We start from the raw sequence: 26,364 nt of genomic DNA, 5'->3' as shown, positions 1-26,364 counted from the left end.
ATGGAAGAAGCATATGAATACTTAAAAGCCAATTTCGAAATTACAGAAGCCGATTGGGACATTATAGCTTCTAAAATGGTTGAAAAAAGGTTTAAGAAAAAGGATATTCTCCTCGAGCCGGGAGAACAGGAAAATATGCTCTCTTTTTTATCCAAAGGTATGCTGAGGTTTTTTATACCCACCGAAGAAGATAAAGACAATGACATCACCTACGATTTTATGTTTGAGAAAAAATTTTTCTCTGCCGATGAATCATTCTTAACCAGAACACCTTCGCTTTATGGTATAGAAGCCTTGTCAGACATCGTTTTGTATAGATTTACTTATGATGATCTGCAGGATATCTATAAAAAAACGGGTAGCGCAGACCGCATTGGAAGAATCGCTCATGAGAAACTTTTTCTTGAAAGATCCCAAAGATTGTATTCTTTTCTAAAGTTCTCTGCTACAGAAAGATATCAGAATTTATTTAAAGAAAATCCTCTTCTGATTCAGGAGATTCCTCAGAAATATATTGCATCTTATCTGGGAATAACTCCACAGGCACTGAGCAGAATCAGGAGGCAAATTTATTAACATTTGTTCATTGTGTACTTTTAAATGTCAGTCTATTTTTGTCCCGATTTTAAAAGATCATTTTAATTAACAAAATAAAAGACACACATGACATTTTTTAAACACTTTGGTGCACCTTTCTTTTTTATCAGTACAATAACATTCGCACAAGTAGGGATAAATACGCCTAATCCACAAGGAACTTTTCACGTAGACGGTGGTAAAAACAATTCTAATTCCGGAATTCCTTCAGCCGCTCAGGTTAATGATGATTTTATAGTGAGCAAAACCGGAAACGTGGGGATAGGAACGATTTCTCCGTCTGTAAAACTGGATATTTTGACACAGGGAACACCATCTGTTCCGGTTGCCGGAATTAAAATTACCGATGGTCTGCAGAGTAAAGGCAAGGTTCTTACCTCAGACGATAATGGGGTAGGATCTTGGAAAAGACAGAGTCTGGAGCTGGTGGTGGGAACAATGGGGAATGGCTACAACCTGCCGTTTAAACTTGATTTTAGTTATTATCAGACAGGATCAAATATTGTACTTCCGCCGGGAAAATGGCTTGTTACGGTTAATATTTTGTCTGTAAACAATCCAAATTCTGTTCTGGATGGAGATGATTATATTTGGTTTCGATCAACCTTTTCTGATAGTCAGCTTTTTGCAGGTAAGAGCCCGGATGTTATAGGTACAGCCGATAAGGTAAGTGGGATGCTACAGGGATCTGTTACCGCCGGAGCTTTAAAATATAATATTGCAAATGGGCAATTAATTGTTAATAACCAGTCCTCAGCAGCTAAAACCTACTGGCTGATTGTAGGAAACTCCGAAGTTGTGGGAAATCCGAATCCTGCAGTTTATTTAGATAGGTTGGGAGGCTCTAACTGGGGTGAAAATATTATTTCTGCCGTGCCGATACAGTAAAAACACTTATTCAATCATATTGAAAAAGGGATTTTAGAAATCAGTATTCTTAAATTCCCTTTTTTCCATTCAAAATCATTTCTATCATTTTAATTTTCCTGTTCTCCCTGGTTTCCTGTTTTTTAGCTTCTTCAATCCAGCGGACGTATTCTTTCCGGTGGGTATAGCTCATCTTGTCAAACAGGGCTTTCGCGTCAGGATTTTCATTAAAAACAGAAGCAATATCATCCGCGATTTCCACTGTTCTTTCCTCCTTATCTTCAATTAAGGAAACAGAAACCTCATCTCCGAAACTTTTCCCAAGCTGCTTTCGTACTTCCTGTGTAAGTCCTAAAATATGACAGTCGGAATTCATTTTAACAAGGCTTCCGCGGTATTCTACTTTACTGTCGAATGTTGCTTTAATTCGCACCTGTCCTTTTTTGCTGAACAGTTCCTCCGTAGAAAACGGAAACTCCACAAAAGCGGCGTTTATTTCACCATTTTGCTGTATAACTGCTTTAAATTCTGTAGGTTTCATAGGGGAATATTTATAGTTCAAAAATAAAAAAACCGTGAACATACATCCACGGTTTTATATCTAAATCAAAAAAGATTATTTTTTGGTTTTTGTTTTCTTTGGCATTTGAGTAGTCCCGGAATTTTTAGTCTTTGTATCAGCAGGAGTGTTTTCTCCTCTTACAAGCTTTAATTCGTCAACCAATCTTCTTGCGCCGGCATATTTGTCGATAGTCCAAAGAACGAAACGTACATCTACGTTGATCGTTTTCTGCCACTCCTGTTCAAATACAATATCACCACTTAACGCTTCGCTGTTTCCATCGAATGCAATACCGATAAGGTTTCCGTCTCCGTCAATTACCGGAGAACCAGAGTTACCTCCAGTGATGTCATTATTCGAAAGGAAGTTCACAGGCATATATCCTGCAGCATCCGCATACTGTCCGAAATCTTTAAGGTTATAAAGATCGATCACTCTTTGTGGAAGGTCGAATTCTTCATCACCTTTCTTGTATTTTCCAACAAGACCAGTCATATCAGTATAATAGTTATCAGTAACACCGAAGTAGTTTCTGTCTTGTCTTACCGGAAGTTTATCTACCGTTCCGTATGTTAATCTCATTGTAGAGTTAGCATCCGGGTAGAATTTCTTCTCAGGCATAGCTTTCATTAGTCCAGCTAAGAAAAGACGGTTGTTTTTGTTGAAGTTGTCATCCACTTTAGCATACTTCTCAGTGCTCATTTTTTGGTCAGCAACGATTCCGTTGGCAATTTTCCAAAGTGGATCAGCATCAAGTTTCAATGCATCAGGATTCAACAAGAAGTTCGTAGCAGAAGTCTTGTTCGCGAAGATTGAAGAATACGCTACGTTAGAAAGTGTTTTAGCATCTAATCCTAAAATAGTTGCAGATGCCACTTCCTGGTTCTTTACTCTCGTTTGGTAAAGATTTGCCATAGAAGCAAGCATTTCTCCTTCCAGAGATGGATTGAAGTTTTCGTAAGCTCCTTTAAGTGCTGCTTCAGTCTTAGCTTTCATCGCAAGTCTTCCCTGCATATCCTGAGCTGCATAAGCTTTGAGCGTAGATCCTACCTGTAGGGCAAGCGTAATATATTTTGCGTTTCTTGAGAATTGTGAAGCATAGTTTCTTTCAACATTTCTCTCAGAAACCTGCTTGTAATACGCTTCAATATCTTCTAAGATACCGTCATAAGCCGTATTCCCTGGCATTACAGACCATTTTCTGTAAGTATCCTCAATTTTTTGTTTGTCAGAGATCGTTCCGTTTTTCTCTACGGCATCGATAGTTCCCTGTCTGTTTTTCCAGTAGTTAGCTACAGAAGCATATTGAGACGCATAGTTAAGCTGAGTCGCTTTATCTTTGTCCATATACTTTTTCATAACGTCCATCGCAAGTTTGGAAGCTTCTACCCAGGCCGGATAGTCTTTGTTAACCATCTGCTGAATTCCATAAGAAGTCAGGTAACGGTTGGTTCTTCCAGGGTATCCAAGGATCATAGAAAAATCTCCAGGCTTGATTCCTTTTAGAGAAACCGGAAGGAAGTGCTTAGGCTTCAATGGAACGTTGCTTGGAGCAAATTCTGCAGGGTTTCCTGCTGCATCTCCATATACTCTGAATACCGTGAAGTCAGCTGTATGTCTTGGCCATTCCCAGTTATCTGTATCACCTCCGAATTTTCCTAATGATGATGGTGGTGCACCTACCAGTCTGATGTCTTTGTAATCCTGGTAAACGAAATAGTAGAATTCATTTCCGTTGAAGAAATCTCTTACGACTACTGTGTATTTTCCGTTTTCAGAGTTTTCAGTCTGGATTGCCTTTGTTTCAGCATCAATAACTGCTTTTCTCTCTGCCCCGGTCATATTGTTATTTAGCTTAGAATTGATTCTCTGCGTAGCATCATCCATTCTTACTAAGAATCTTACATAAAGATCTTTTGCATTAAATTCATCCTTTTGCTTCATTGCCCAGAATCCGTTTTTCAGGTAATCTTTTTCAGGAGTAGAAGCAGCAGCTACAGCACCGTAACCACAGTGGTGGTTGGTGAAAATAAGTCCTTTGTCAGAAACAATTTCCCCGGTACAGAACCCTCCGAAGCTCACGATAGCATCTTTTAAGCTTGAATTGTTTACCGAATAAATTTCTTCAGGTGTCAAATGCAATCCTTCTTTTTGCATATCGACCCCGTTAAGTCTTTTGATGAGCATTAACAGCCACATCCCCTCATCCGCCCTCATCTGAGCAAAGCCCAATAAGAAAGTGAACAGTAGAAATAGTCTTTTCATTTTATAAAATAATTTTTGTGTCGCTAATTTACTAATTTTTACGATATTCTGTCCCGGAATGGTATGAAAATGGAAGGATAATACGCATGAAAAAAATACTCCTATCATTTTTTGCAGTTTTACTTCTCGGAGCCATTGCGGGCTGCTCTGCTGTACCTGAAAAAAATCACAGCCTTCAAAGACAATGGATGCTCGTTTCCTTCGATAAATTTTCCAAGGAAGAACTGATTAAAAATAAGGCTGAAATCAATCTTACAGGTGCCATGGAGAAAGGGAAAATAAAAGGCAGTGCCCATATGGGTTGCAACGGAATGTTCTTTACTTCCGAATTTAAAAGTGAAGGAAAAGTGAAGATTTCAGGAGTGGGAAGTACCATGAAAGCCTGCCAGAATATGAATCTGGAAACAGCTTTTACCCAAAAGTTTGATAAAATGACCCGATATTCCGTAGAAGGACATTTTCTTACCTTATCGGATGACCGTGGAAATACAATGAAATTTGTAGCTGCTGATTGGGACTAAAAGTATAGTCTTAGCCCAGTTAAGTTTAAAAATATAAAAAGTCCGCACTAGGCGGACTTTCTTTTTGAAATCGATTTTGGTTATCAGTTTTTTGGGATTGTTTTTTTTATTTCTTCCAAAGTTGCGGTATTGGGTAAGCCCTGTACGCTTTTATTTGTGTTATTAGAAATCGGATGAGATGCCTGTCTGTTGGGGATTGAAGCTTTAATTTCAGCGAGACTTGCTGTATTGGGCAGCAACTTTCCTGTATTATTGGATGGAGCTGCCTGAGCTTTTGTCTCCTGATTCTTCACTTCCAGTCCCTGTTCCGAAGCCAGAATCGTTACAGCCTGCTTTTTGGGAGCATTTTCCTGAGCCGCTTTGGCTACTTGAGCTTCCTGATCCCTGAGTTGTTTCACGACTTGTGCCTGATCTTCAGGTTCGGCAGCTTTCTTATTTTCCTGAGCATAAACACTTACGCTTAATGCTACAAATGCAATGATATATAGTGATTTCATGATATTTTATTTAATGTTTACCAGTACTTTAATTTTACCAACCGAATTTTGATCATAATCCTGAAGCGCTTTTCCGATCACCTGTCCGATTTTAACCTTTTTAGGATTGGCTTTCATGGCGGTTCCGGATAGGGAAGAGGTCACCAGAAGATCTCCTCTTTTAATTTTTCCGCCTTCCAGACATACTTTTGTAGGAATGACTCCAATAACGCCCATCGGAACTTTTCCGATTAATTCAGAATCGATATTTTCTTCTGTTAGGAGAACGCCGGGTTTTGTTGCATAAACTCCGGCAACAAGCGTAGAGTAGGGTTTTGATGATTTCTCCACCGTACGGTCAGAATCTGTTGAGATGATTAAAATATCTCCCGGCTCATAGTCTGAAGTAAGACCTTCCACATCAAATGCTTCCGCAACGTCAGCCCCACTGTTTTGGGTTCCTCCGTTGAAGAATCCCATTCCTGACTTATTGATTCTGGCTACATTAGTTCCTACATTTCTCATGACCAGAATATTTCCGGAAGCACCTCTGTGATCTATTACAGCAGCGGATCCTGTTCCGTCATTACGAACATCCAGAACAGTTTGTGTATTGGCCGTATTGAAGTTTGTGAAACGTCCCGCTCTACCAGTCCCGAAATTGGGAACCCAACCATAAATTGCAGATCCTGTTCCATCCACCGTAGCTTCTACACCGTCCCCTGTATTGGCGGCGTTGGCTGTGATTCCGTTACCGTTACCTTCTGCTATAGCTATTAATGCTGGTCCGTTTCCTGCAGGGTTGCTGGCGTGGAATAATCCGGCAAAACCACCGGTTCCTGAAGAAATCCCGTAGATCCCGGCAGTTCCGAAATTGGCAAATTGTGAATTTACTTCTCCTTTTACAGCTGGAGAGGTACCTGTTACGCGGTCCACCTTAAAGTTTCCGGCAGTACCGTTACCCACAGTGGTTACTGTTATTACATCACTTGTATTCGTATCATTGAATATATTGAACTTTCCGGCTCGGCCCGTTGCAAAAGTAGGGACCCATGCATACAGCGCATTTCCTGCGCCGTCTATATTGGTTTCAACACCGTTTCCGTCTTTACCGGCATTGGCTGTAATGGCATTTCCGTTCCCATCAGTTAAAGAAATTAATGCGGCTCCGTTTCCGGAAGGATTTGATGCGTAGAATAATCCTGCACGGCCTCCTGTTCCTGAAGAAACCCCAAAAACCGCTGCGGCCCCGAAGTTTCCAAAAATGGTGTTCACTTCACCTCTTACGGCTGCCCCAACACTGTTGGTATTGTCAACTAAGAAAGAAGCGGCATTCCCCTGGGTATTATCCGGAATATTTCCGTTACCGTTGGTTTCCACTTCAAATACGTTGTTGAGTTCATTGGCCGCATTTAAATTTTCAAAACGTCCTGCACGCCCTTTACTGTTGTTTAATCCTACCTGTCCTAAAACCCCAACAGCCGTTCCGGTTGTATTGGTGGCAACAAAACCTCTTACCCCATAACCTCCGCCATCATTTCTTCCCACTACGGCTCCGGCAATATCACTGGTTGTTCTTCCTACTACTGCTTCGCCGGCTCCGTTATTGTCCCCGATAATACCTGCTGAAGTCTGTGCACTCGTAATACCATGTACTGCGAATCCGCTTCCTGTTGAACTGAAAACCCCGGCACCATTTCCTGATGAGGAAACGTTGATGACTGTTCCGTTTCCAAGTGTATTGGCATTTAGGACGTTATTGTTATTGGCATTGTTGAAAATAGACATACTGGCTGCAATTCCATTGTTACTGGTAGCCGTAAGACCTGTTCCGGTATTGCTGTTGGCGTAAACTCCGGTTCCTGAAGCTGATGAATTTCCGTAAACACCAAGCCCGGTTGCCGTAACTCCATAAACACCCCATCCGCTTCCGGCCTGGCTTCCCCAAACTCCTATACCGAGTCCGCCGGTTCCGTTATTGATCCCTCGTACTGCACTGGAGAATCCTCCTGGTGTGGTACTGTTTACAATTCCGCGTACCGGGGCAATACTGGAAGTCGTTGTATTGTTGATCCCCTCTACAGAAGTTCCATCCCCGTCATTGATGAGGGAGAATAGAGTGGAAGCATTGTTTACAGTATTGGTGTAGGGAATGGTGAAGTTTCCACCAGTTCCGCCTGCAGATTTGGCATATAGGGCATAAGGCACGCTTAATAGCTGGCTTGTACCTGCTATGGTATAGTTTGTACCCCCGGCAGGATCGGTTTCAGTTTTCAGATAATAGCTGCCTGAAGGCCAGTTGATGGTAGAAAATGTTCCGGAAAGCACCGTTCCTGTTCCTATTTCCATACTGATAAGTCCGTTCGCGTTGGTAAGTCCGGTTAATCTTTCAGAATAAACGAGTGTTCCGGCAGGAGAGCCTTGTAACACACTTACTTTGACAGCGATATTTTGATTGACCAGCAGCTGGCCGGTTCCGTTTCTCATGATAGCCTGATAGCTCATTTTTTCCGGAGCCTGCGCATGCCCCATAAAGAGGCCCAGCATGATCCCCAGCGATAGTAATATTTTTTTCATGGCGTTATTTTTTGATGACTTTAAATGTTTTTAGGTTTTCCCCGCTCTGATTGATCCGGATAATATATACCGCCGAAGGAAGTGAGGAAAAATCGAGTTCGGATTTTGACTGTGAGATCATGTCCTTTTTGATCAGCTTGCCCTGAGAATCGAACACCTGATATTCGGATCCTTTGTAGGGAGCTGAATTAAAATCGATGTACAGATAATCTCTGACAGGATTAGGATAGAGTAAAATGCCTTCTTGCTTTGATGCGGTTTCACTGGCAGATAGTGTCGTGATTTCGTAGGCCTGTTGTACCCCTTCCGTTACCTGGGAACTGGCTCCCTTGTAGAGATAAGTGGTTTGGCCGACACTGTAAGAAACCGAGCCGTTGCTTCCCGATGCATTCGTTCCCGTAGCCAGCACCACAGATTGGGCATGTAGTATACTGACGGAAAAAGAGAACAGGATGAGAAAGAAGCAGTGAATAGATGTTCTTTTCATGTAAATGGTTTTGTGGTTATTAATTGGTTTTCCAAGTTTTCTAATGAAAAATTGTAGACACTAAATTACCACATATCACAACCGGATAAGAGGAAAATAGACTAACGGTAAAAAAAATCGACCAACGGCACTTTGTTGCAAAAATGTTGGTATTCAGGAATTAAGGATCGAGAAAAGAGAGGCTGTCTTTGTAGGTTCTGCCTATAGGAAGCCTGATCTGATGGATCAGTTCAATTTCATGGCTGTTTTTTCCGCGGATGAAATGACGGGGAACGGCATAGCTGCGGTGTATCCTTACAAAGGAATCGAAAAAGCTGTTGTGGAGCAGATTCCCCAGAGAATCCAGGATGCAGTGTTTTTTATCGTGAGTGATGAGCCGGGTATAATCTTTTAAGGCTTCAAGGTAAAGAATGTCCGTAAGCTTAACCTGGGAAACATGGCCGCCTTCTTTTATTTTGATACAGTTTTCACCGAGAAGAGCATCAAAGCAGTCACATTTTTCTTTCATTTCAAAAAAATGGAAGACTTTTTCCATGGCAGTGTGGAAACGTTCCGGTTTAAGAGGTTTGGTGACGAAGTCCAGCACATCGAGTTCAAAAGCTTCTGCAGCCATTTCTGTGTGGGAGCTTACGAAGATACAGGCTGGGATTTTAGAGGCCAGTTTCCGGAAATCCAGACCGCTCATGCCGGAGAGCCGGGTTTCACAGATGAGGAGATCTATCGGGAATTCCAGATAAGGAACAGCCTTTTCCGCCGAATTAAAAGACGCAATAACTTCTATATTGTCATATTGTCTGATGTGATGCTGAAGAACCAGCCTGTCCAGTTCATCATCATCAATGATCATACAGTTAATACGCGTAATCATGATTTTGGTGTTAGTTTTTATAAGATTTATAATTTTTTATGTTTATTAATTATAAATCAGCTTTATAAAGTTATTAATTTTTCGCAAAAGAAAGGTATTGTAAACTTAAATTAACATTAAAATATAGGGAATATTCAAAAATGATTTTGTTTTTTTTCCTGAAAATTGGTATCTTGTGAAAATCACAAACATAGACAGAAATTAATGCTAGATAAGAAAGAACATCATTACGAGAAGGCTATTTTGGTAGGGGTTGTCACCCAACACCAGGATGAAGATAAGCTGACGGAATATATGGATGAATTGGAGTTTTTGGCGTTCACAGCAGGTGCAACGGTACAAAAACGATTTACACAGAAATTAACCCAGCCGGATTCCAAAACCTTTATCGGAAGCGGAAAAGCACAGGAAATAAAAGAATACGTCAAGGAAAACGAGATCGGAACCGTCATTTTTGATGATGAATTATCGCCTTCCCAGCTGAAAAACCTTGAAAGGGAAATAGAAGTTAAAATTCTGGACAGAACCAACCTGATCCTCGATATTTTCGCACAGAGAGCACAGACTTCCTATGCGAGAACTCAGGTAGAACTGGCCCAATACCAATATCTTTTACCACGTCTGACAAGGATGTGGACCCACCTTGAGCGTCAGAAAGGGGGAATCGGGATGAGAGGTCCCGGAGAAACGGAGATTGAAACTGACCGTCGTATCATTCGTGACAGAATTTCCCTGTTAAAAGAGAAACTGAAAACCATCGACAGACAGATGGCTACCCAGCGTAACAACCGTGGAAAAGTGGTGCGTGCTGCTTTGGTGGGCTATACCAACGTAGGAAAATCTACTTTGATGAATGCACTTTCCAAGTCTGACGTTTTCGCAGAGAACAAATTATTTGCAACACTGGATACTACGGTAAGAAAAGTGGTGATTGGAAATTTACCGTTCCTGCTAACGGATACGGTAGGATTTATCAGAAAACTTCCGACTCAGCTTGTAGAATCTTTCAAATCCACTTTGGATGAGGTTCGCGAGGCAGATCTGCTTATTCACGTGGTGGATATTTCTCATGAAAGCTTTGAAGACCAGGTAGAATCTGTGAATAATATTTTAATGGAGATCAATGCCCATCAGAAACCGATGATCATGGTGTTCAATAAAATCGATGATTTCAGTTACGATAAAAAAGACGAGGATGACCTTACGCCGTCTACCAAAAAGAATATTTCTTTAGAGGAATGGACCAAAACGTGGATGGGTAAATCTAAATATCCTACAGTTTTCATCTCGGCTCTGACGAAAGAAAATTTCCCGGAAATGAAGAAAATGATCTACGATGAGGTGATGAAGATTCATATCTCCAGATTCCCGTACAATGATTTCCTTTTCGAATATTTCGACAACGACGAGGTAGAAGAAAACAACGATTAATGAAATATCACTTTTTCCTGTTATTCGTTTTATTTTCGGTTTTTGGGTTCAGCCAGAAATCAAAAATTGATTTGAAAGACATTGAAAAAAGCCTTAAAAAGAAAGATTCTCCTTACAATTATGAGAAACTGATTTTTAAATACAAAGGATACCCAAAATCCCTGGACAGCATTGAAGCCCAGTACCTGTACTACGGCAGAAACTTCAGGGATGATAAAATTTCGACATCTGATGACCGGTTCAAAAGTCTTGCGGATGCTTTTAAAGAAAGTAATTTTGACGAATGCATCAAACAGGGAAAAATCCTCTATGCTAAAGATCCTACGAACCTGGATATCCTTCTTGTCCTTCTGAGGGCGTATGACTCAAAGAAAGACGGGAGCAATTTTATCCATCACCTGAACCAGTTCCGTTCACTCACGGAAAGCATGAAGAATTCAGGAGACGGGACCTCTGAAAAAACAGCCTATCTGGTGAATTCAGTAGGAGACGAATACATCCTTCTGAATATCCTGAATATCGGAAAAGAGTATGTGAGAGGATCAAGGCCAGGCAAAGACGGAATGTTTGATATCTGGGAGAAAGACGGACATCAGTTATTTATTAAAATACTTTATTTAGACCTATAAATTAATTAAAAAAAACACTTAGTGGAGTTATATTATTCATTTTCAGCCTTAATAGTATTAGCATCAATTTTCGCCTATCTTAATTACAGATTTCTGAAACTTCCGAGTACTATCGGGATTATGGTGATTGCCATTGTCGTTTCTATTTTTCTGGTTATGTTTGGAGAAGCCGTGCTTCCACGTACTTTCGGGCACCTTAACAATTTAATGAACAGTATAGACTTCACGGAAGTGCTGATGGGCGCCATGCTTAATTTCCTGCTCTTTGCGGGAGGTATCCATATCAACATCAACGATCTTAAGGAGCAGTTCCGGCCGGTCCTTATATTTTCTACAGCGGGAGTGGTTATTTCCACCTTTGTGGTAGGATTCGGGATGTTTTATCTGCTGCCGTTTTTAGGAATTCAGCTGCCGTTTATTTACTGTCTGGTTTTTGGAGCGCTTATCTCACCTACCGATCCGGTTGCGGTTTTAAGTATCCTGAAACAGGCCAATGTATCCAAATCACTGGAGACAAAAGTTGCCGGAGAATCTCTGTTTAACGATGGTATGGCCGTAGTGGTATTTACCGTAGTGTTGCAGTTGGCCATTGGAAAAGAAGTGGATCTTGGGGTTGAAAGCATAGGGTTACTCCTGATGAAGGAAGCCGGTGGAGGGATTCTTCTCGGTGTCGTATTGGGATGGATTACTTCCAGATTGATGCGTGAAGTAGATGATTATATAATTTCCGTTCTGGTAACGCTTTCTGTGGTGATGGGAGGTTATCTTATCGCCAGACAGATGCATATTTCCGGACCATTGACGATGGTTGCCGCAGGTTTATTCATGGGTAATTTTAATGTCAGGTTTAAAATGAAGTCTGTCACTCAGGATTATCTCATCAAATTCTGGGAACTGATTGATGAAATTCTGAATGCCGTTTTATTCCTGTTCATCGGATTTGAATTGTTGATGATCAAAGACTTAAAACACTTCATGGTTCCGGGTCTTTTGGCTATCGCGGTCGTTCTGATTGCCCGTCTGATTTCGATCTGGGTGCCTACAAGATTCATGTCTTTAAGAACAAGATTTAGTCCGCAGACCATTAAAGTTCTGGTTTGGGGGGGAATCCGTGGAGGAGTTTCCATAGCCTTGGCCATGTCTATCCCGAAAAGTGAATACAGCGAAATTATCTTGAGTATCACGTACTGTGTTGTGGTGTTCTCCATTATTGTTCAGGGACTTACCATTGCTAAAGTGGCCAATCCGAAAGCTATTGCAAAAGAAGAGGAAGCGCAGGAAACAGTTGCTTTGGATGACCATGCGTGATAGAAGATTATTTATATTTGTTTAAAATTTAATTAATTTTCACCCAACTGCATCGTATGGGCAATATTATCAAAGAAATACAGGAAGCTCTGGCTGTACTGTCGATTCCTGAAAAAGCTGAATTTTTTCCAAGGTTTTTCAAAACAGGAAAAGGAGAATATGGTGAAGGAGATTTGTTTCTGGGTGTAACAGTCCCAGACCAAAGATCTGTAGCTAAGGAGTATTATTCTAAAATAAACTTAGAAGACTTAAGTATTATATTGTCTTCAAAATACCACGAACACAGACTTACCGCGCTTTTTATGCTGATCTTGAAGTTTGAGAAAACAAAGGATAAAGCTGTAAAAGAAGAAATCATTCAGTTTTATCTGGATCATCTTCAGTATGTCAATAACTGGGATCTGGTAGATTCAAGCTGTTATAAAATCCTGGGAAGATATGCCTTTGAAAACGGAAAGGAAGATCTGTTGAGAACCCTTTCAGACTCTGAGGAAATGTGGCATAAGAGAATTGCTGTGGTCGGTACGATGTATTATGTGAAAAAAGGATCTTTTTGAACTGACGAAAGAATTCGTTACCAAAAATCTGAAACATCCCCACGATCTGATGCATAAAGCCAACGGATGGCTGCTTCGTGAAATGGGGAATAAAAATGAATCCGAACTGATCTCTTTTTTAAATAAACACTATCAGGAAATGCCGAGAACCTGCCTGAGATACGCCATCGAAAAGCTGGATGAACAAGTAAGACAGGGTTATTTGAAAGGAAGGGTTTAAAAAAATAGCTGTTTTCAGTGAAATACCGGAGTCTATAAAGCATTTTCAAACGGAATTAAGTAGTTTTGTGTTTTAAAACTCAATTATGAAAAATTTTCTGAAGCTGTTGGCGCTGCTTCTGCCTTTATTATTGCTGAGCAGCTGTTTTGATATTTTAGATAAAGTGAATGTCAAAGCTGATGGAACCGGGGAATATACCATCATTCTGAATGCCAGTAAAAGCAAAACAAGGTTGGCTTCCATCTCTAAAATGGAAACGATTAACGGAAAAAAAGTTCCGAAAAAGTCTGAAATTGAGAATAAAATCAATGAAGCGGCTAAAATTTTTAAAGGGACACCGGGAATCAGCAATGTAAAAACTTCCATGGATTTCGATAATTACGTGATCAAATTAAGCTGTAATTTCAAAAAAATTGAAAATATCAATGCCGGACTGGAGCAGCTTAAAGCTAAAAAGATCCTCGGGAAAATGATTCCTACCCAAATTTACAGCCAAAGCCTTGAGAAAAAATCTCTGACCAGAAACAAGGTGAATACCTTCAAAGCAGATTACGACAAGATGGGAAAGGCAGACAGAGAAGTCTTTAATGATGCTAAATATACTTCCATCATGCAGTTTGAAAACACAGTGAAATCTCAAACCAATTCTTCTTACGTACTGGCTCCGAACAAAAAAGCGGTGAAGCTGGAAGCGGATATTTTAGACCTTATTTTTCAAAAGAAACAACTACAAAACACGATATTATTTCAATAAATTCTAACACTCGACCATGAAATCTATAGTATTAAAAACACAGATAATTACTTTCGCGCTTTTTGGTTTTATGCTTGTTTTCGCACAGAAAAGCATGAAACTTCCTGTTGATGCCGTATTTTATATGGAAATCAACGGAAAGCAGCTCAATCAGAAAATCAATTGGCAGAAGCTTAATCCTCTTTTGCATGAACTAAGCAAGAAGGATAAGGATAAGGATAAGGATAAGGACAAAGAAAAGACCTCGTGGAATGACTATTCCAAAACGGGAATTAAATATGATGCCACGCAGTATCATTATGCCAGTTTCAATGACTCTATACAAACCTACACGACTCATTTTATTGTAGACAACAAAGAGAAATTTCAGGAATTCATTAATTCAACCAAGAAAAAAGGACTGGAAATTTCTAAGAAAAAGAATTATTCCTACGTAGACATAGATGACAATATTTTTGTGGCCTGGAGCAATGACCGTGCTGTTTTGAGCATGGTGAACTATACCAAACCTTACAAAGATATCTGGTCTGATGCTGTGGTAGACAGTGCTGCAACTGCTGCTGTAGATGCTGCTGTCGCTGTAGACAGTGTGTATGTCGGAGAACCGGAAAAACCTTTCGATTATAAGGAAGAAATCATCAATCTGAAAGATGAAATCAAATATTTAAAAGATAACATCAAAGAAAATAATAAGGAGATCACGAGAATTCAGAAAGACATCAAATACCTGGAAAAGAATCATAAATATCCGAAGGAAAACGTAGATACGCAACATTCTGAAGGGGAACCGGATGTTTATCCGAAAGAGGAGGAGTATGCGGAGCCCGCGGTAGATTCTGCATATCAGAAAGAGCTGGACTCCATGAATATTGAGAATTTCAAAATAGTCAAGAAAATTGCCGAAGACCGTTTCGATCTGTATTTCAGTTCCAATTTAGAGCTTGAAGTGCCGAAAGCAATGCTAAGCTTCAGAGACCCCAATTCGGATGCGTACGTTTATACAGATTACGGAAGAATGGTGAATGACGGAATCTATGGGAAAATGATGAAGCGTTTTGAATTCGGGCAGTTTTTCAGAAATGCATATGATTCCAACTCGTACTACAACTTATATTTTGATAAAGACAAAGTAAAGCTGGTAAACAATTATCAGCATAAAAATCCAGGGATCCAGAAAACCATTTCGTCTGTTTACAAGGGTAAGAAAAATAAAAAACTGGCAGAACTTATCAATGACAAAAGCATCGGGTATTACGTGATGAATGTGAATGGTGCAAAATCTTTTGATATGATGTACGACCTGCTTCAGGACACCGGAGATGGTGAATATAAGAAGGAAATGGAGCTGATGATGGAAACCATGAAAATTGTTCTGGATGAAGAAGCCATCACTAAAATAGCTCCAGGAAACGGAATCTTTGTTCTGAATGAATTGAAATCCAAAAAAGTAGACTACACAGACTACGAATATGATGAAGATTACAATGAAAAGGAAGTGAAGAAAACCAAAGATGTTGCTGTTCCCAATTTTACGTTTGCTTTTGCCACAGAGAATGAAGGCTACTGGAACCGTGTTTTCAATGTAATGGCAACCAACAAACATCTGTCTAAGAAATTCTCAAAAATTGGAAACTTTTACGCTTTCAAGGATGAAAAAGGAGACGGATATATGGATCAGCTGTATATGACCGTAAAAGACGGGATCGTTTATCTGACGAGTGCTACAGAGAATGTCAATCCTCAAAGTCAGTCTGATATTTCTAAGCAGTGGGCCAAGGATTCTTCTAAATATCCATTGTCAGGAAGACTTGATATTCAGAGACTGGTAACCGGTTTGGAGAAAGAATTTAAAACCCCTTCCGAAAGAAAAACATTGGATCTGTTTAGAAAGAATGTAGGTGAAATGTACTTTAAAACTGAAGTAAAAGGAGAAAGCATAGAAACGGAAATGGATTATAAGATTAAAAATTCTTCAGAAAACAGCCTGATGTATTTCTTTGATCTGTTTGATGAGCTATATAAAATTAAAGAAGCAGACAAAAAGCCTCAAATATTATAGATGAATAAAAAGAAACTTATTGTCCCGTTAATTCTTGTCCTCGCAATTGCGCTCTATTTTGTGTGTTTTTATAAAGACAAAACATTAAAATTTGTCCCTAAGAATGCAGATATAGTCGTTTTAATTGATGTGAAAAAATTAACGGGACAGTATATTTCAAGCTTCATCGTCCATCCTTCAAAATGGTCGGGAAGCAAAACAAAAGATAAAAAGGAGATTTCATTAAAAGATTCAGGAATAGAAATTCCAGATTTTTTACAGATTTTCCACCTCAAAGACACCAAATTTTCAGAATGGTACAGTGTGGTTGAACTCAAAGACCCGCAACAATTCTCAGCTTTTCTAAAGAGTCATCAGTTTATCAGCAAAGAAAAAGATCTCTTTCGTAAAGATCAGATTTTCATTAAAATACAAGGTGAAAATGCATTGATAGGAACTTCTGATCAGGCTTTTGACCCTATTGATAAACTTCTTTTTCAGTCCTCCGAAAAAAATACGCTGACAGCAGATCAGTTGATTGATCATGGGGTAGGAAGTATCTCTTTCATTTCGGGACAGAAAATTCAAAACTTTTCTATTGAATTAAATGCAGATGAAATTGAGATCAAAAACACATCAGATACAGGAATTTTAGCTTCTATTATAGCTGGAATTCAGAAGAATAATCACTTCGTAGACCTTGAACTGGATGCTCAAAATGTGAAAAATTACGCCCGATTTTTCGATAAAAACCTCGCGGATTCAGCCAAGATCAGTTATTTTAAAGCTACTGCCGATATTGAACAGGTGAATGATACCATCATCAGCTATGAATATGACGATAATTTTAATGAAGTCGAGAAAAAAACCTTTCAGAAAATTATTCAGCCTAATTATGTGATGGATCTTCAAAGTCCGGCTCCCGAAAAGACCTGGGATTATTTTCAGCATAAAAAATGGATCAATGCTCAGGAACAGTTCACAGCCATTCCATTTCAGCCCAATCATATCGGAAGAAATGACGGCGGATTGATCATAAAGTCTACCAGAAAGCCGATACCATTATCTCCAAAGCTTAAACAAAACTATATCTTCATCAGAAACAGTCCGTTGCTGCTCTCTTCATTAAGTACTTTAACGCCTAAGGAAAAGGAAGTGCTTTCTGACCTGGAGTATATATTCTACGGGAATAAAGCAGAGAACTATTGCGTGAAGATCAAAGCGAAGAAGGGAAAACTGCCATTAATTTTAAGATGGTAGAAATTCTTCAGTTTTAAACATAAAAAGTATTCATGAATCCATCTGACATTGCCCTGCTGAAAACTTTTACCCATTATTTTTTACATCTGGTTTTTCCGGTTTTCATTGCGCTGGTTTTTTTTCGTAAAAACTGGAAAAAGGCGTACTGCATTATGCTGGCTACTATGCTGGTGGATCTGGACCATCTTTTTGCCAATCCTGTTTTTGATCCGTCAAGAAATAGCATAGGTTTTCATATTTTACATTCCTATTATGCCATTGCGGTGTATTTTTTGCTGCTGTTTTTTAAAGGAAATATCAGAATTATTGCCATTGGTCTTCTGTTTCATATGCTGACGGATTTTCTGGATTTTAACCTGTGGATGCATTAGGAGAAAGGAAGATGGGAGAGGGAAGCTGGAAGTTAATGTTTGGTTTCAATATCAATATTGGTGATAATAGATTAATGAAATAGGATTTAAAAGAGAAAAGAATGGGGGTCTTCGTCGTTTATGACCTCAATAACTTCCCTCTTCGAGCTTCTGATTTCCTGCTTTGCGACATTAAAATATCATTAATATTTTCTTTTAGTATTTCAAATTTGATAGATTTTTTGTATTTTGTAGACACTTTATGAGATTAAAAGAACTTTTACATTATACGTATATTTTCCCTGTTCTGGCGGTGGGGTATTATTTTTCCGGCCTGATGGGCGGTGGAGTTGTCAATGACATTATTGCAGGACTTCTGCTCACCGGAAGTGTTTTATCCGCAGTGCATCACGCAGAAGTAGTGGCTCATAAAGTAGGAGAGCCGTTCGGAACCATTATCCTAGCCCTTTGTATCACCATTATTGAAGTCGCGCTTATCATCTCGCTCATGGTGGCCGGCGGAGATCAGGCGATCACGCTGGCCAGAGATACCGTTTTTGCTGCCGTCATGATTATTCTTAACGGAATTCTGGGGATCTGTATCCTCGTAGGCGGCGTGAAATACCACGAACAGTTCTTTGCAAGAACTTCTGCAACCACTTATCTGGTAAGTATTGTTTCGATTCTTGTGCTTACCCTTGTCCTTCCTAATTTTACTTCAAGTGTCAACGGACCTTTCTATAACGAAGCCCAACTTATATTTATTTCTATTGCATGTCTTGTGATCTACGGAGTCTTCCTGATGGTACAAACGGTGCGTCACAGAAGCTACTTTATCGTTCCTGATGAACATCCTGAAGAGCATTATATTCCTTCATTGAACAAAACGCTGATCAGCTTCGGTTTCCTGGTGGTATGTCTTGTGATTGTTGTATTGATGGCGAAAGGACTTTCCGGAACGATTGAAGGGATGGTACAGAGCATAGGGGCTCCGAAATCGTTGGTTGGGGTTATTATTGCGGGAGTGGTACTTCTTCCTGAAGGAGTGGCGGCTATCCGTGCGGCGAGAAGCAATCAGATACAGTCCAGTTTAAATCTGGCGCTGGGATCTGCATTGGCGAGTATCGGGCTCACGATTCCGGCGGTATCTACGGTTTGTATTATGTATGATATTCCTTTGGTACTGGGATTGGATAAAAAAGATATTATCCTGCTTTCCTTATCCGTATTTATTGTAATGCTTTCTTTAAGCCGCGGAAAAACGAATATTCTGTATGGTACAGTTTTATTAGTGAATCTTGCCGCTTACATCTTTACGGTCATCGTTCCCTAATTAGAGGTTAGAAGTTAGAGATTAGAAGTTAGAAAAGTCAGGTTTCCTGGAGTTTCCGCTTTTTAAATCCAAAAATCTCGCATCCCGACACTCTTAAACCCAAAACGCTCCGTCTCTCAAACTTATTATAGCCTCCTCGCCAGCTCCATTTTAAAAGCCATCAGCTTCGCGATATTTTCGGACTTATAAATAGCCATGTCGGCATTTTCTCCGACGAAATTTTCTTCGATGGTGGTACTCCAGAGCTTTAGCCAGCGGTCAAAGTGTTTCTGCTCCATAGCCTGAATTTCATTGATCGGAAAATGAACGCCCATAGGATTTCCCTTGTAGCTCATTTGTCCGAACAGAATCGATTCCCAGAATGAATACATTTTAGGAAGGTGCTTGTCCCAGTCTACTTTGGCTACATCATTAAAGAAAAACCCAATGGTCTCATCTTTAACGACTTTTGCGTAAAATGAATTCACAAGATGTTCAATGTCCTCTCTGGATTCCAATTTTTTCATATTTCAAATGTACTGCAAAATCAAATTAAAAACGGAATTGGTTGCTTGATAAATTTCATGGATCCAAAATTAAATATAATCAAAAGAAATGAAGAGAAATTGAGTTAATGATTTGATAATCACTATAGATTTTGATATTAAGTAATTTTCTGTTTTTGTTCAAGTCTAAAATTAATTTTTAATACATCTTTATATGCCGTGCTTTAATAAAAATACCGTATTTCTACGGATAGTTTATTATGCTACTTTTTACGAAATTTCTCAAAAAAAATATAATTATGTTTTACGGAAAACCTCTTTTCACCTATTTTAAATCAAGTATTTTTGGTATTTATTAGTAATATATTGAAATAAATTTTGTAGTTTTTACTAATATTCTAAAATAGCAAAAAATGTAATAAAAAGGATTTTTATTGACCAATCTAATCTCAAAAATATTGCAAAATAAATTATGAAAAATAAATTTAATGAATATTACAAATTAAGCGAAGAGGAGATCAAAGATCATTGGGAGAAAGATATTTTTTGCTTTGACGCGAATGTTTTACTAAATCTATATCGCTATTCGCCAAGTACCAGAGAAGCTTTTTTTAGTTTATTAGAAAAAGTAAAAGACCGTATTTGGATCACTTATCAGGCCGCTTTCGAATATCAAAAAAATAGACTCGTAGTAATAAATGCACAAAGGGAAGCTTATAAAGACATTAGGGAAACTTTAACTAAAAAAAAAGGTGAAATAGAAGCTAAGCTTAATGGTTTTAAAAAGCACCCGTATTTACAAACAGCAGAATTAAAAAAACAAATTGAATCTGCTTTTGATTCAATAGGTCGTGATCTAGATAATCTTGAAAAGAAACATCCCGATTATTTAGATAAAGACCCCGTTTGGGAAAAGCTAAGTGGTCTATTAGATGGAAAAGTTGGAGATGATTTTTCAAAGGATGACCTCGAAAAATTATATAGAGATGGGAAGAAACGATATGATGAAAGAGTTCCCCCTGGATACATGGATATGAAGGAGAAACAGAACGAGGGTAATCGTTCCTTGTATGGGGATATAATTGTTTGGAAGCAAGTTATTGAAAAAGCTAAAACAAATGGTAATTCTATTATACTTATAACAGATGATCTAAAAGAAGATTGGTGGTATAAGTTCAAAGGAAAAACAATTAGTCCAAGACCAGAACTCATCAAGGAATTTAAAGTAGAGACTAGTAAAAGGATAAATATTTATCAGGCTGATAAATTTCTCGAGATGGCTAATAAAAACCTGGCTCAACAAACTACGAAAGAAGCTATTCAAGAAATTAGAAATATTCGTTTAGCAGATGAATTAGATATTGAAAAAGAAGTAAGAGAATTAGAAATACTACTTGAAGATAATGGAGATGAAAATTTTAAAGAAAATGCTAGATTATTAGTAACTAATAAAGAAACTTCTTTTGAAAAAGTGATAAGAATTTCTTCTGAAGAGCAAAATAAATAACCAAACTAAAACTATGAAACAATTTGAAAAGTCAATTGATGACTTGCAGAATAAACAACCAGAATGGGATGCTAAATCTATATTTTCCAAACTGATTCAAAGAGACCAACTAGTGGGAGATTTATACTCTATGAATTATGATGAAGGAAAAGTGTTAGTTCATGATTTTCATAGACAAAAAGTTGGAGGAATCCCCAGTCTTAGCTTTCTAATTGCCACTCGAATTAATCCTGAAAATGAAATAGATTATAAAGATGAAGATGCTTCTATAATTCTTTTACGGGTTATGGACGCTGCGCAAATTCCTCAGGATAAAGAAGCCGAAAATATAAGGATAAATACCAGCCAACGAATTAGTGGTGAAGTTGATAAAAATTGGGATGGAGAAGAATCAATGGATTTGAATACAAGACATGTACTCAGCTTTTCAGGAGTTGCTTGTAGAATTGTTGGAACTTTTTTCTTAGAAGAGGATGAAAATAAGCCTCATGATGGATTGAAATTAAAATTTGGAAGTGATATTTCAAATTATTATTCAAACAAAGGGTTCAAAATTTTCAAACCAAATGCAGAAGCTTTAGAAGAAATTGTCAATTATTGTGACCCTTTAAATCTTAAATCACATATAGAAAAATATGGGGAAACTGAACGTGTTAAGCTTGGCTCAGTAAGATATGCATCTACAAATCGAAAACATCAGCAGGTAGATAATGTGCCAGTATATATCTATCCTGCAGATTTATTATCACAGAAGTCTGCCTTATTTGGTATGACAAGAACAGGTAAATCAAATACCACAAAAATTATTGCTAAGTCTGTATTTGAATTGCGTATTCCTGAAAAAAAAGAGCATAACTCAATTCGAATCGGGCAAATTATTTTTGATCCTAACGGAGAATATGCAAATGAAAATGCTCAGGATAGAGACAATAAAAATAATCCCAACGCTTTAAAAAATATATGGAGACAAAATTCCGAACTTAAAAAAAAGTCTGACGCTTTAAAAGAGAATTTTTTAGCGGAAACCGATAAGGACGGGAAACAAGCTATAAGAAATAAAATCAAAGCAATAGCAGAATCAGAAGTTGTAACTTATGGAATCCTCAAACATCCACAAGATCCTTTTAGGAGATTAATGAAAATTAATTTTTTTGAAGAAGATAATCTTCAAATTGGAAAGGAAATTATTGATTTTAAAATAGCAGATCAATCCGCTCAATATTTTAAGAATTTTAAACAGATTGCTTTTAATAAGCCCGTTGAAAGTAATTATGATAATCAAAGTGAATATCAGGGGCAATTAAAAAGATATCAAAGACGAGTTCTTGTTTACAGAGCGCTACTGAATAAGGCTGGCTTTACACCGCCAAAGAGAACTGTAAGTATAAGTGGTAGTTTTAGTGAAGATCTTAGAACGGCAATGATAAACCACGTTGACACTAGGGCTGTTAAAAAACAAGGCCTAATTAACGCGGCAGGTGCAACATTGGGTTTAAAAGAGGTTACTTGGGATAGTTTATTTCCTGCATTTGAAGGGTTATTTCATTTTTTATCAACCGCAACTTTTAATGCATTTAATCAGAATTACATAATTAATAGGACAAATACTAATGATGACGACTCTACTGGTGAAGGCTGGGCAGAAGCAGAATTGGAAAGCTTGCTTGAAATGTTCAACTATTCTAAAGCTATAAACTTAATAGGAGGTGTTAACATTCAACATACTGTAGACGTAGGAACGGACTATGCAAATGATATCTACCAAGATTTACTCCAAGGCAAGCTTGTAATTGTAGACCAATCCAGTGGAGAGCCGGAATTAAATAAATCATCTGCTACTCGAATCATGTGGCACATCTTTAAAGGCAATCAAAGTGCTTTTAGAAATGGAGAAGACAAGATTCCTGAAATATTAGTTTATTTAGAAGAAGCTCATAATATTTTGCCTGCGGGAAATGATTTAGATCTTTCTGATGTATGGGTAAGAACCGCTAAAGAAGGTTCAAAATATAGAATAGGTATGGTATATGCTACCCAAGAGATCAGTAGTATTCAAAAAAACATACTGAAAAATACCGCTAATTGGTTTATCAGTCATTTAAATAATACTGATGAAACCAAAGAGCTTAAAAAATACTATGATTTTGCAGACTTTGAGCCTTCAATAAGGCGAGCACAAGATAAAGGATTTTTGCGAGTGAAAACTTTAAGCAATATGTTTGTAGTTCCTGTACAAGTCGACAAGTTTGAGATAAAAAGTAAGTGATTATGAGTGATAATAATTTTTTAAATGGTAAATCATATGAGCCACTCAGACGATTACTCTCTGATTCAAAAATTAGCGAACTACAAACACAAATTAGAGTAAACAAGGATATTGAAGATATAAATTGGGATGAAAAGGCAATAAAATTAAGTGAATTAGAAAAGTCTTCTTGGCAACCAAAATTATTAATTGCAGTTGATGGGGACTATAGTAAATCAATTATTCAAAATGGATTTCCTGGAGCTGAAATTGGTTACATTACAGTATCTACAGTAGTAATATTATTAGAAAAAGTAAGAGAGCTGGAAAAGCAACAATTTATAGATCCAAAAAAATTTAGAGAAACAGAAGAACCTACTTCTATTGATAGCCTGTTTGTAGGTTGTAATGTTGTTTTAGAAGGAGAAGATTCAGCCAAATCTTCTATGAGAAAAATATTGTTTGATGAACTTAAAAAATTCCGGATTTTCAATAATACAGAAACATTATTAGACACATATGAATATTTATTACAAGAAAGAGCAACAAATGGAAGAGCAACTAAGTGTCCACATGATAATTGTGAGGGAGATTATGAATTTAATGTAGGAGAATATCATTGTAAAGCTTGTAATGGGAAGTTATACTCAACAGACGCGCTTAGACTTCATGAACTACTTAACTCTTCTGGTACGAGTGGTGAAATGTATGGTCAAATAAAAGAAACTTTCAAAAAGTTACAACTAATACATTTATTAAGATCTTTTGAACAACAACCAAAATATTTTCCTTTATTAAGAGATATTGCTTTTTTTGTTGAAGGCACACTAGCTGTTTTTAGTACAGCTTCTTGGCTTGCAAAACCAATAAGAGCCGAACTAGAAAGATTAAATTCAAGGGTTAATGGAGAATTTGGTTCAAATCTTATAGTTTTAGGGATTGAAAGAAGCGGAAGTTTTGTAAATCATTTTTCTACTATTGATACAATGAAAAATGGTTCTGAACATAATTTTCCCAATCAATCTGCTTTTCTTCTAACTAATGAATATATCAAAAAACATATTGTTTTCAATGATACACCTGGTTATGTATATTTAGAAGATACTTCTTTTGGCAGGAAAATCTTTTATAAAACTAAAGCTGGTCATAAGGTTGTTGCATCAATTGCCACTTATAATAATTATCAATCAAATCCTGAAACAGCTTTCCCCGCCCAATTTCCAAGATTAATAGACATACTCCAATTATTAGATAAACTAGTATCGAATCGATACGAAAATTCTGTTACACCATTGGCTTCGGCTCATTCAGAAGCTGCTATTCCATTAAATCTAGGAAAATCAATATTTGATAAAATTGCGAGAGAAATAAGAGCTAATTCAACCAACAATGATTAAAATTAACGATGTAGTAAAGGGTATGCAAACAGCTGAATCACGTTGGGCAAAATTTGGTCCTTATTACGCAATGTTTCCGATAGATTTTGCTTTTAAAGTAGTAAAAAAGTATTCAAGAAAAGGAGATCATATTATTGATCCTTTTGCGGGAAGAGGTTCCAGCATATTTGCGGGAGGAGTTCTTGAACGATATAGTTTAGGAATAGAAATTAATCCTGTTGGATGGCTGTATGGTTCTACTAAATTAAACCCTGCAGAAAAACAGTTGGTTCTAAATAGATTAGAGGCTATTTATAAATTAAAAAATCGTTATACAAAATCTATAGAAAGGCTTCCTGAATTTTACAGATTTTGCTATTGTGACGAAGTACTTAAGTTTTTGTTGGCAGCAAGAAAAAATTTGAAATGGCAATCTGATTCAGTTGATGCTACTTTAATGTCTATTATTATAGTTTATTTGCATGGCAAGCTTGGAGAAGGGTTATCTAATCAAATGAGAATGACTAAAGCTATGGGGATGAATTATTCCATAGAATGGTGGAAGGAAAAGGGTTACTTCTATCCTCCAGAAATAAATCCTTTAGAATTTCTAGTTAAAAAAATTAATTGGCGATACAAAAAAGGAACTCCAAAAATTACTGACAGTTCAATATTGTTTGGAGATAGTACTTATGAGTTAGAGAAAATTACAAAAAAAACAAAAGATGCTGATGTTAAATTTTCACTGTTGTTTACTTCTCCACCTTACTGGTCTATTACAGATTATCATGCTGATCAATGGTTAAGATTGTGGATGTTGGGCGAACCAGCTGTCCCTAAATCATATGCACACAAGCATAAGGGTAGATTTGGTTCTAAGGTAGAATATTATAACCTTTTAGATAATATTTTTGGTTATTGCTCACAAATTATGCATGCAGAAAATAGTACAATATATGTTAGAACAGATATAAGAGAATATACATTTAATACAACATTGGAGATATTAAAGAAACATTTTCCGCTACATATCGTAACTATAAAAAAACAACCTTTTAAAAAGAAAACCCAAACACAACTTCATGGCAATTCTTCCAAGGAAAATAGTGAAGTGGATATAATATTGATCAAAAGATAACTATGGAATTTTTATACATTTGCATTAAATAATATAAAGGTTTAAGCAATCTTAGAATTAATCTGAGTAATGAATTTAAATTTGGGTTTGAGATAAAAATGAATTGATTATTTCAAGTTTACAGCACGATATACCTGAGTTTTTTGGTGATAATATTACTAATCTTACTGCAATTATTGGAGAAAAAGGATAATCATCACGATGAAAATAGTATTATTATTTTTAGAAAAGGAACTCAAATATCCTATTTTAGTACTAAAGATCTAAATATAAATTTGTCAAGTGGTATTCCTCTAGATTTATTAATCCTGAAATTGTTTCCCAAGTAATTAGTTCTCACACATTAAGACATTCAAAAGCAATGCATCTTGCTGAAGCTGGATTAAGTTTATTTTTTATAGGAGGTTTTCTGGTTATGTAAGTGTTCAAACTACTGATATATATGCTAGAACTGATAAAAGACTTTATCAAAAGCATTTGCTCAATTTCATGAAAACAATATTTTATCTTTGC

Annotated in this window: 22 protein-coding genes and 1 pseudogene; 16 read left to right on the top strand and 7 right to left on the bottom strand. The window is 37.4% G+C overall.

The window, feature by feature from the left end:
* Positions 1–576, top strand: a complete 576-nt coding sequence (locus tag BM143_RS18150; protein WP_090026112.1) for a Crp/Fnr family transcriptional regulator — start codon at positions 1–3, stop codon at positions 574–576.
* Between the two features lie 87 nt (positions 577–663).
* Positions 664–1,485: a hypothetical protein gene (locus BM143_RS18145; RefSeq protein WP_090026110.1), complete on the top strand. Its 822-nt coding sequence runs from the start codon at positions 664–666 to the stop codon at positions 1,483–1,485.
* A 49-nt stretch (positions 1,486–1,534) separates the two neighbouring features.
* Here the strand turns inward: BM143_RS18145 and BM143_RS18140 are convergent, their stop codons facing one another.
* Both BM143_RS18140 and BM143_RS18135 read right to left on the bottom strand, forming a co-directional pair.
* Positions 1,535–2,005 carry a YdeI/OmpD-associated family protein gene (locus BM143_RS18140; RefSeq protein WP_090026305.1) on the bottom strand — a complete coding sequence of 157 codons (471 nt, stop codon included), beginning with the start codon at positions 2,003–2,005 and terminating at the stop codon, positions 1,535–1,537.
* A 75-nt stretch (positions 2,006–2,080) separates the two neighbouring features.
* The gene (locus tag BM143_RS18135; RefSeq protein ID WP_090026108.1) at positions 2,081–4,291 is read right to left on the bottom strand and encodes a S46 family peptidase; all 2,211 of its coding nucleotides are present in this window, start codon (positions 4,289–4,291) and stop codon (positions 2,081–2,083) included.
* An 86-nt stretch (positions 4,292–4,377) separates the two neighbouring features.
* Here BM143_RS18135 and BM143_RS18130 point away from each other — a divergent pair, with 86 nt between their 5' ends.
* The gene (locus BM143_RS18130) at positions 4,378–4,812 is read left to right on the top strand and encodes an META domain-containing protein (RefSeq protein WP_167375314.1); all 435 of its coding nucleotides are present in this window, start codon (positions 4,378–4,380) and stop codon (positions 4,810–4,812) included.
* 83 nt (positions 4,813–4,895) lie between these two features.
* Here BM143_RS18130 and BM143_RS18125 read toward each other — a convergent pair whose 3' ends face one another.
* The 4 genes from BM143_RS18125 to BM143_RS18110 form a co-directional block, all read right to left on the bottom strand.
* Positions 4,896–5,309, bottom strand: coding sequence for a hypothetical protein (locus BM143_RS18125; protein ID WP_090026106.1), 414 nt, complete (start codon positions 5,307–5,309; stop codon positions 4,896–4,898).
* 6 nt (positions 5,310–5,315) lie between these two features.
* Positions 5,316–7,865: a beta strand repeat-containing protein gene (locus BM143_RS18120; protein WP_090026104.1), complete on the bottom strand. Its 2,550-nt coding sequence runs from the start codon at positions 7,863–7,865 to the stop codon at positions 5,316–5,318.
* A 4-nt stretch (positions 7,866–7,869) separates the two neighbouring features.
* Positions 7,870–8,352, bottom strand: coding sequence for a T9SS type A sorting domain-containing protein (locus BM143_RS18115; protein ID WP_090026101.1), 483 nt, complete (start codon positions 8,350–8,352; stop codon positions 7,870–7,872).
* Positions 8,353–8,512: 160 nt separating this feature from the next.
* Positions 8,513–9,220: a LytR/AlgR family response regulator transcription factor gene (locus tag BM143_RS18110; RefSeq protein WP_090026099.1), complete on the bottom strand. Its 708-nt coding sequence runs from the start codon at positions 9,218–9,220 to the stop codon at positions 8,513–8,515.
* 204 nt (positions 9,221–9,424) lie between these two features.
* Here BM143_RS18110 and hflX point away from each other — a divergent pair, with 204 nt between their 5' ends.
* From hflX to BM143_RS18065, 9 genes and pseudogenes are all read left to right on the top strand, one after another.
* Positions 9,425–10,651: a GTPase HflX gene (gene hflX / locus BM143_RS18105; RefSeq protein ID WP_047451039.1), complete on the top strand. Its 1,227-nt coding sequence runs from the start codon at positions 9,425–9,427 to the stop codon at positions 10,649–10,651.
* A complete protein-coding gene (locus BM143_RS18100; RefSeq protein ID WP_090026097.1) occupies positions 10,651–11,280 on the top strand; it encodes a DUF4919 domain-containing protein in 630 nt (209 codons plus the stop codon). Before hflX ends, BM143_RS18100 begins: the two co-directional genes overlap by 1 nt.
* A gap of 21 nt (positions 11,281–11,301) precedes the next feature.
* Positions 11,302–12,588 (top strand): cation:proton antiporter, encoded by a 1,287-nt coding sequence (locus tag BM143_RS18095; protein WP_034724238.1) that lies wholly within the window; start codon positions 11,302–11,304, stop codon positions 12,586–12,588.
* 56 nt (positions 12,589–12,644) lie between these two features.
* Positions 12,645–13,365 (top strand): annotated as a pseudogene (locus BM143_RS18090) (DNA alkylation repair protein).
* 85 nt (positions 13,366–13,450) lie between these two features.
* Positions 13,451–14,119 (top strand): hypothetical protein, encoded by a 669-nt coding sequence (locus tag BM143_RS18085; protein ID WP_090026096.1) that lies wholly within the window; start codon positions 13,451–13,453, stop codon positions 14,117–14,119.
* A 16-nt stretch (positions 14,120–14,135) separates the two neighbouring features.
* Positions 14,136–16,178, top strand: a complete 2,043-nt coding sequence (locus BM143_RS18080) for a hypothetical protein (RefSeq protein ID WP_090026094.1) — start codon at positions 14,136–14,138, stop codon at positions 16,176–16,178.
* A complete protein-coding gene (locus BM143_RS18075; protein WP_090026092.1) occupies positions 16,179–17,417 on the top strand; it encodes a hypothetical protein in 1,239 nt (412 codons plus the stop codon).
* 32 nt (positions 17,418–17,449) lie between these two features.
* Positions 17,450–17,788 (top strand): DUF6122 family protein, encoded by a 339-nt coding sequence (locus tag BM143_RS18070; RefSeq protein WP_090026090.1) that lies wholly within the window; start codon positions 17,450–17,452, stop codon positions 17,786–17,788.
* Positions 17,789–18,029: 241 nt separating this feature from the next.
* Positions 18,030–19,100: a calcium:cation antiporter gene (locus BM143_RS18065; RefSeq protein ID WP_034724228.1), complete on the top strand. Its 1,071-nt coding sequence runs from the start codon at positions 18,030–18,032 to the stop codon at positions 19,098–19,100.
* Positions 19,101–19,225: 125 nt separating this feature from the next.
* On the opposite strand, the gene BM143_RS18060 is transcribed toward BM143_RS18065, so the two are convergent.
* Positions 19,226–19,606 (bottom strand): group III truncated hemoglobin, encoded by a 381-nt coding sequence (locus BM143_RS18060; protein ID WP_090026088.1) that lies wholly within the window; start codon positions 19,604–19,606, stop codon positions 19,226–19,228.
* A gap of 451 nt (positions 19,607–20,057) precedes the next feature.
* Here BM143_RS18060 and BM143_RS18055 point away from each other — a divergent pair, with 451 nt between their 5' ends.
* Genes BM143_RS18055 through BM143_RS18040 form a run of 4 tightly spaced genes read left to right on the top strand, consistent with a single transcriptional unit; the run spans position 20,058 to position 25,851 of the window.
* Positions 20,058–21,092, top strand: coding sequence for a PIN-like domain-containing protein (locus tag BM143_RS18055; protein ID WP_090026086.1), 1,035 nt, complete (start codon positions 20,058–20,060; stop codon positions 21,090–21,092).
* A gap of 13 nt (positions 21,093–21,105) precedes the next feature.
* Positions 21,106–23,358: a helicase HerA domain-containing protein gene (locus tag BM143_RS18050; protein ID WP_090026084.1), complete on the top strand. Its 2,253-nt coding sequence runs from the start codon at positions 21,106–21,108 to the stop codon at positions 23,356–23,358.
* A 2-nt stretch (positions 23,359–23,360) separates the two neighbouring features.
* Positions 23,361–24,734, top strand: coding sequence for a DNA double-strand break repair nuclease NurA (locus BM143_RS18045; RefSeq protein ID WP_090026082.1), 1,374 nt, complete (start codon positions 23,361–23,363; stop codon positions 24,732–24,734).
* A complete protein-coding gene (locus BM143_RS18040) occupies positions 24,727–25,851 on the top strand; it encodes a DNA methyltransferase (protein WP_090026080.1) in 1,125 nt (374 codons plus the stop codon). Before BM143_RS18045 ends, BM143_RS18040 begins: the two co-directional genes overlap by 8 nt.
* Positions 25,852–26,364 lie beyond the last annotated feature (513 nt).

The organism is Chryseobacterium oleae (assembly GCF_900115055.1).
Classification (GTDB): domain Bacteria; phylum Bacteroidota; class Bacteroidia; order Flavobacteriales; family Weeksellaceae; genus Chryseobacterium; species Chryseobacterium oleae.
The sequence above is the reverse complement of the archived record's forward strand: the minus strand, read 5'-3'. Positions and strand labels throughout refer to the sequence as shown.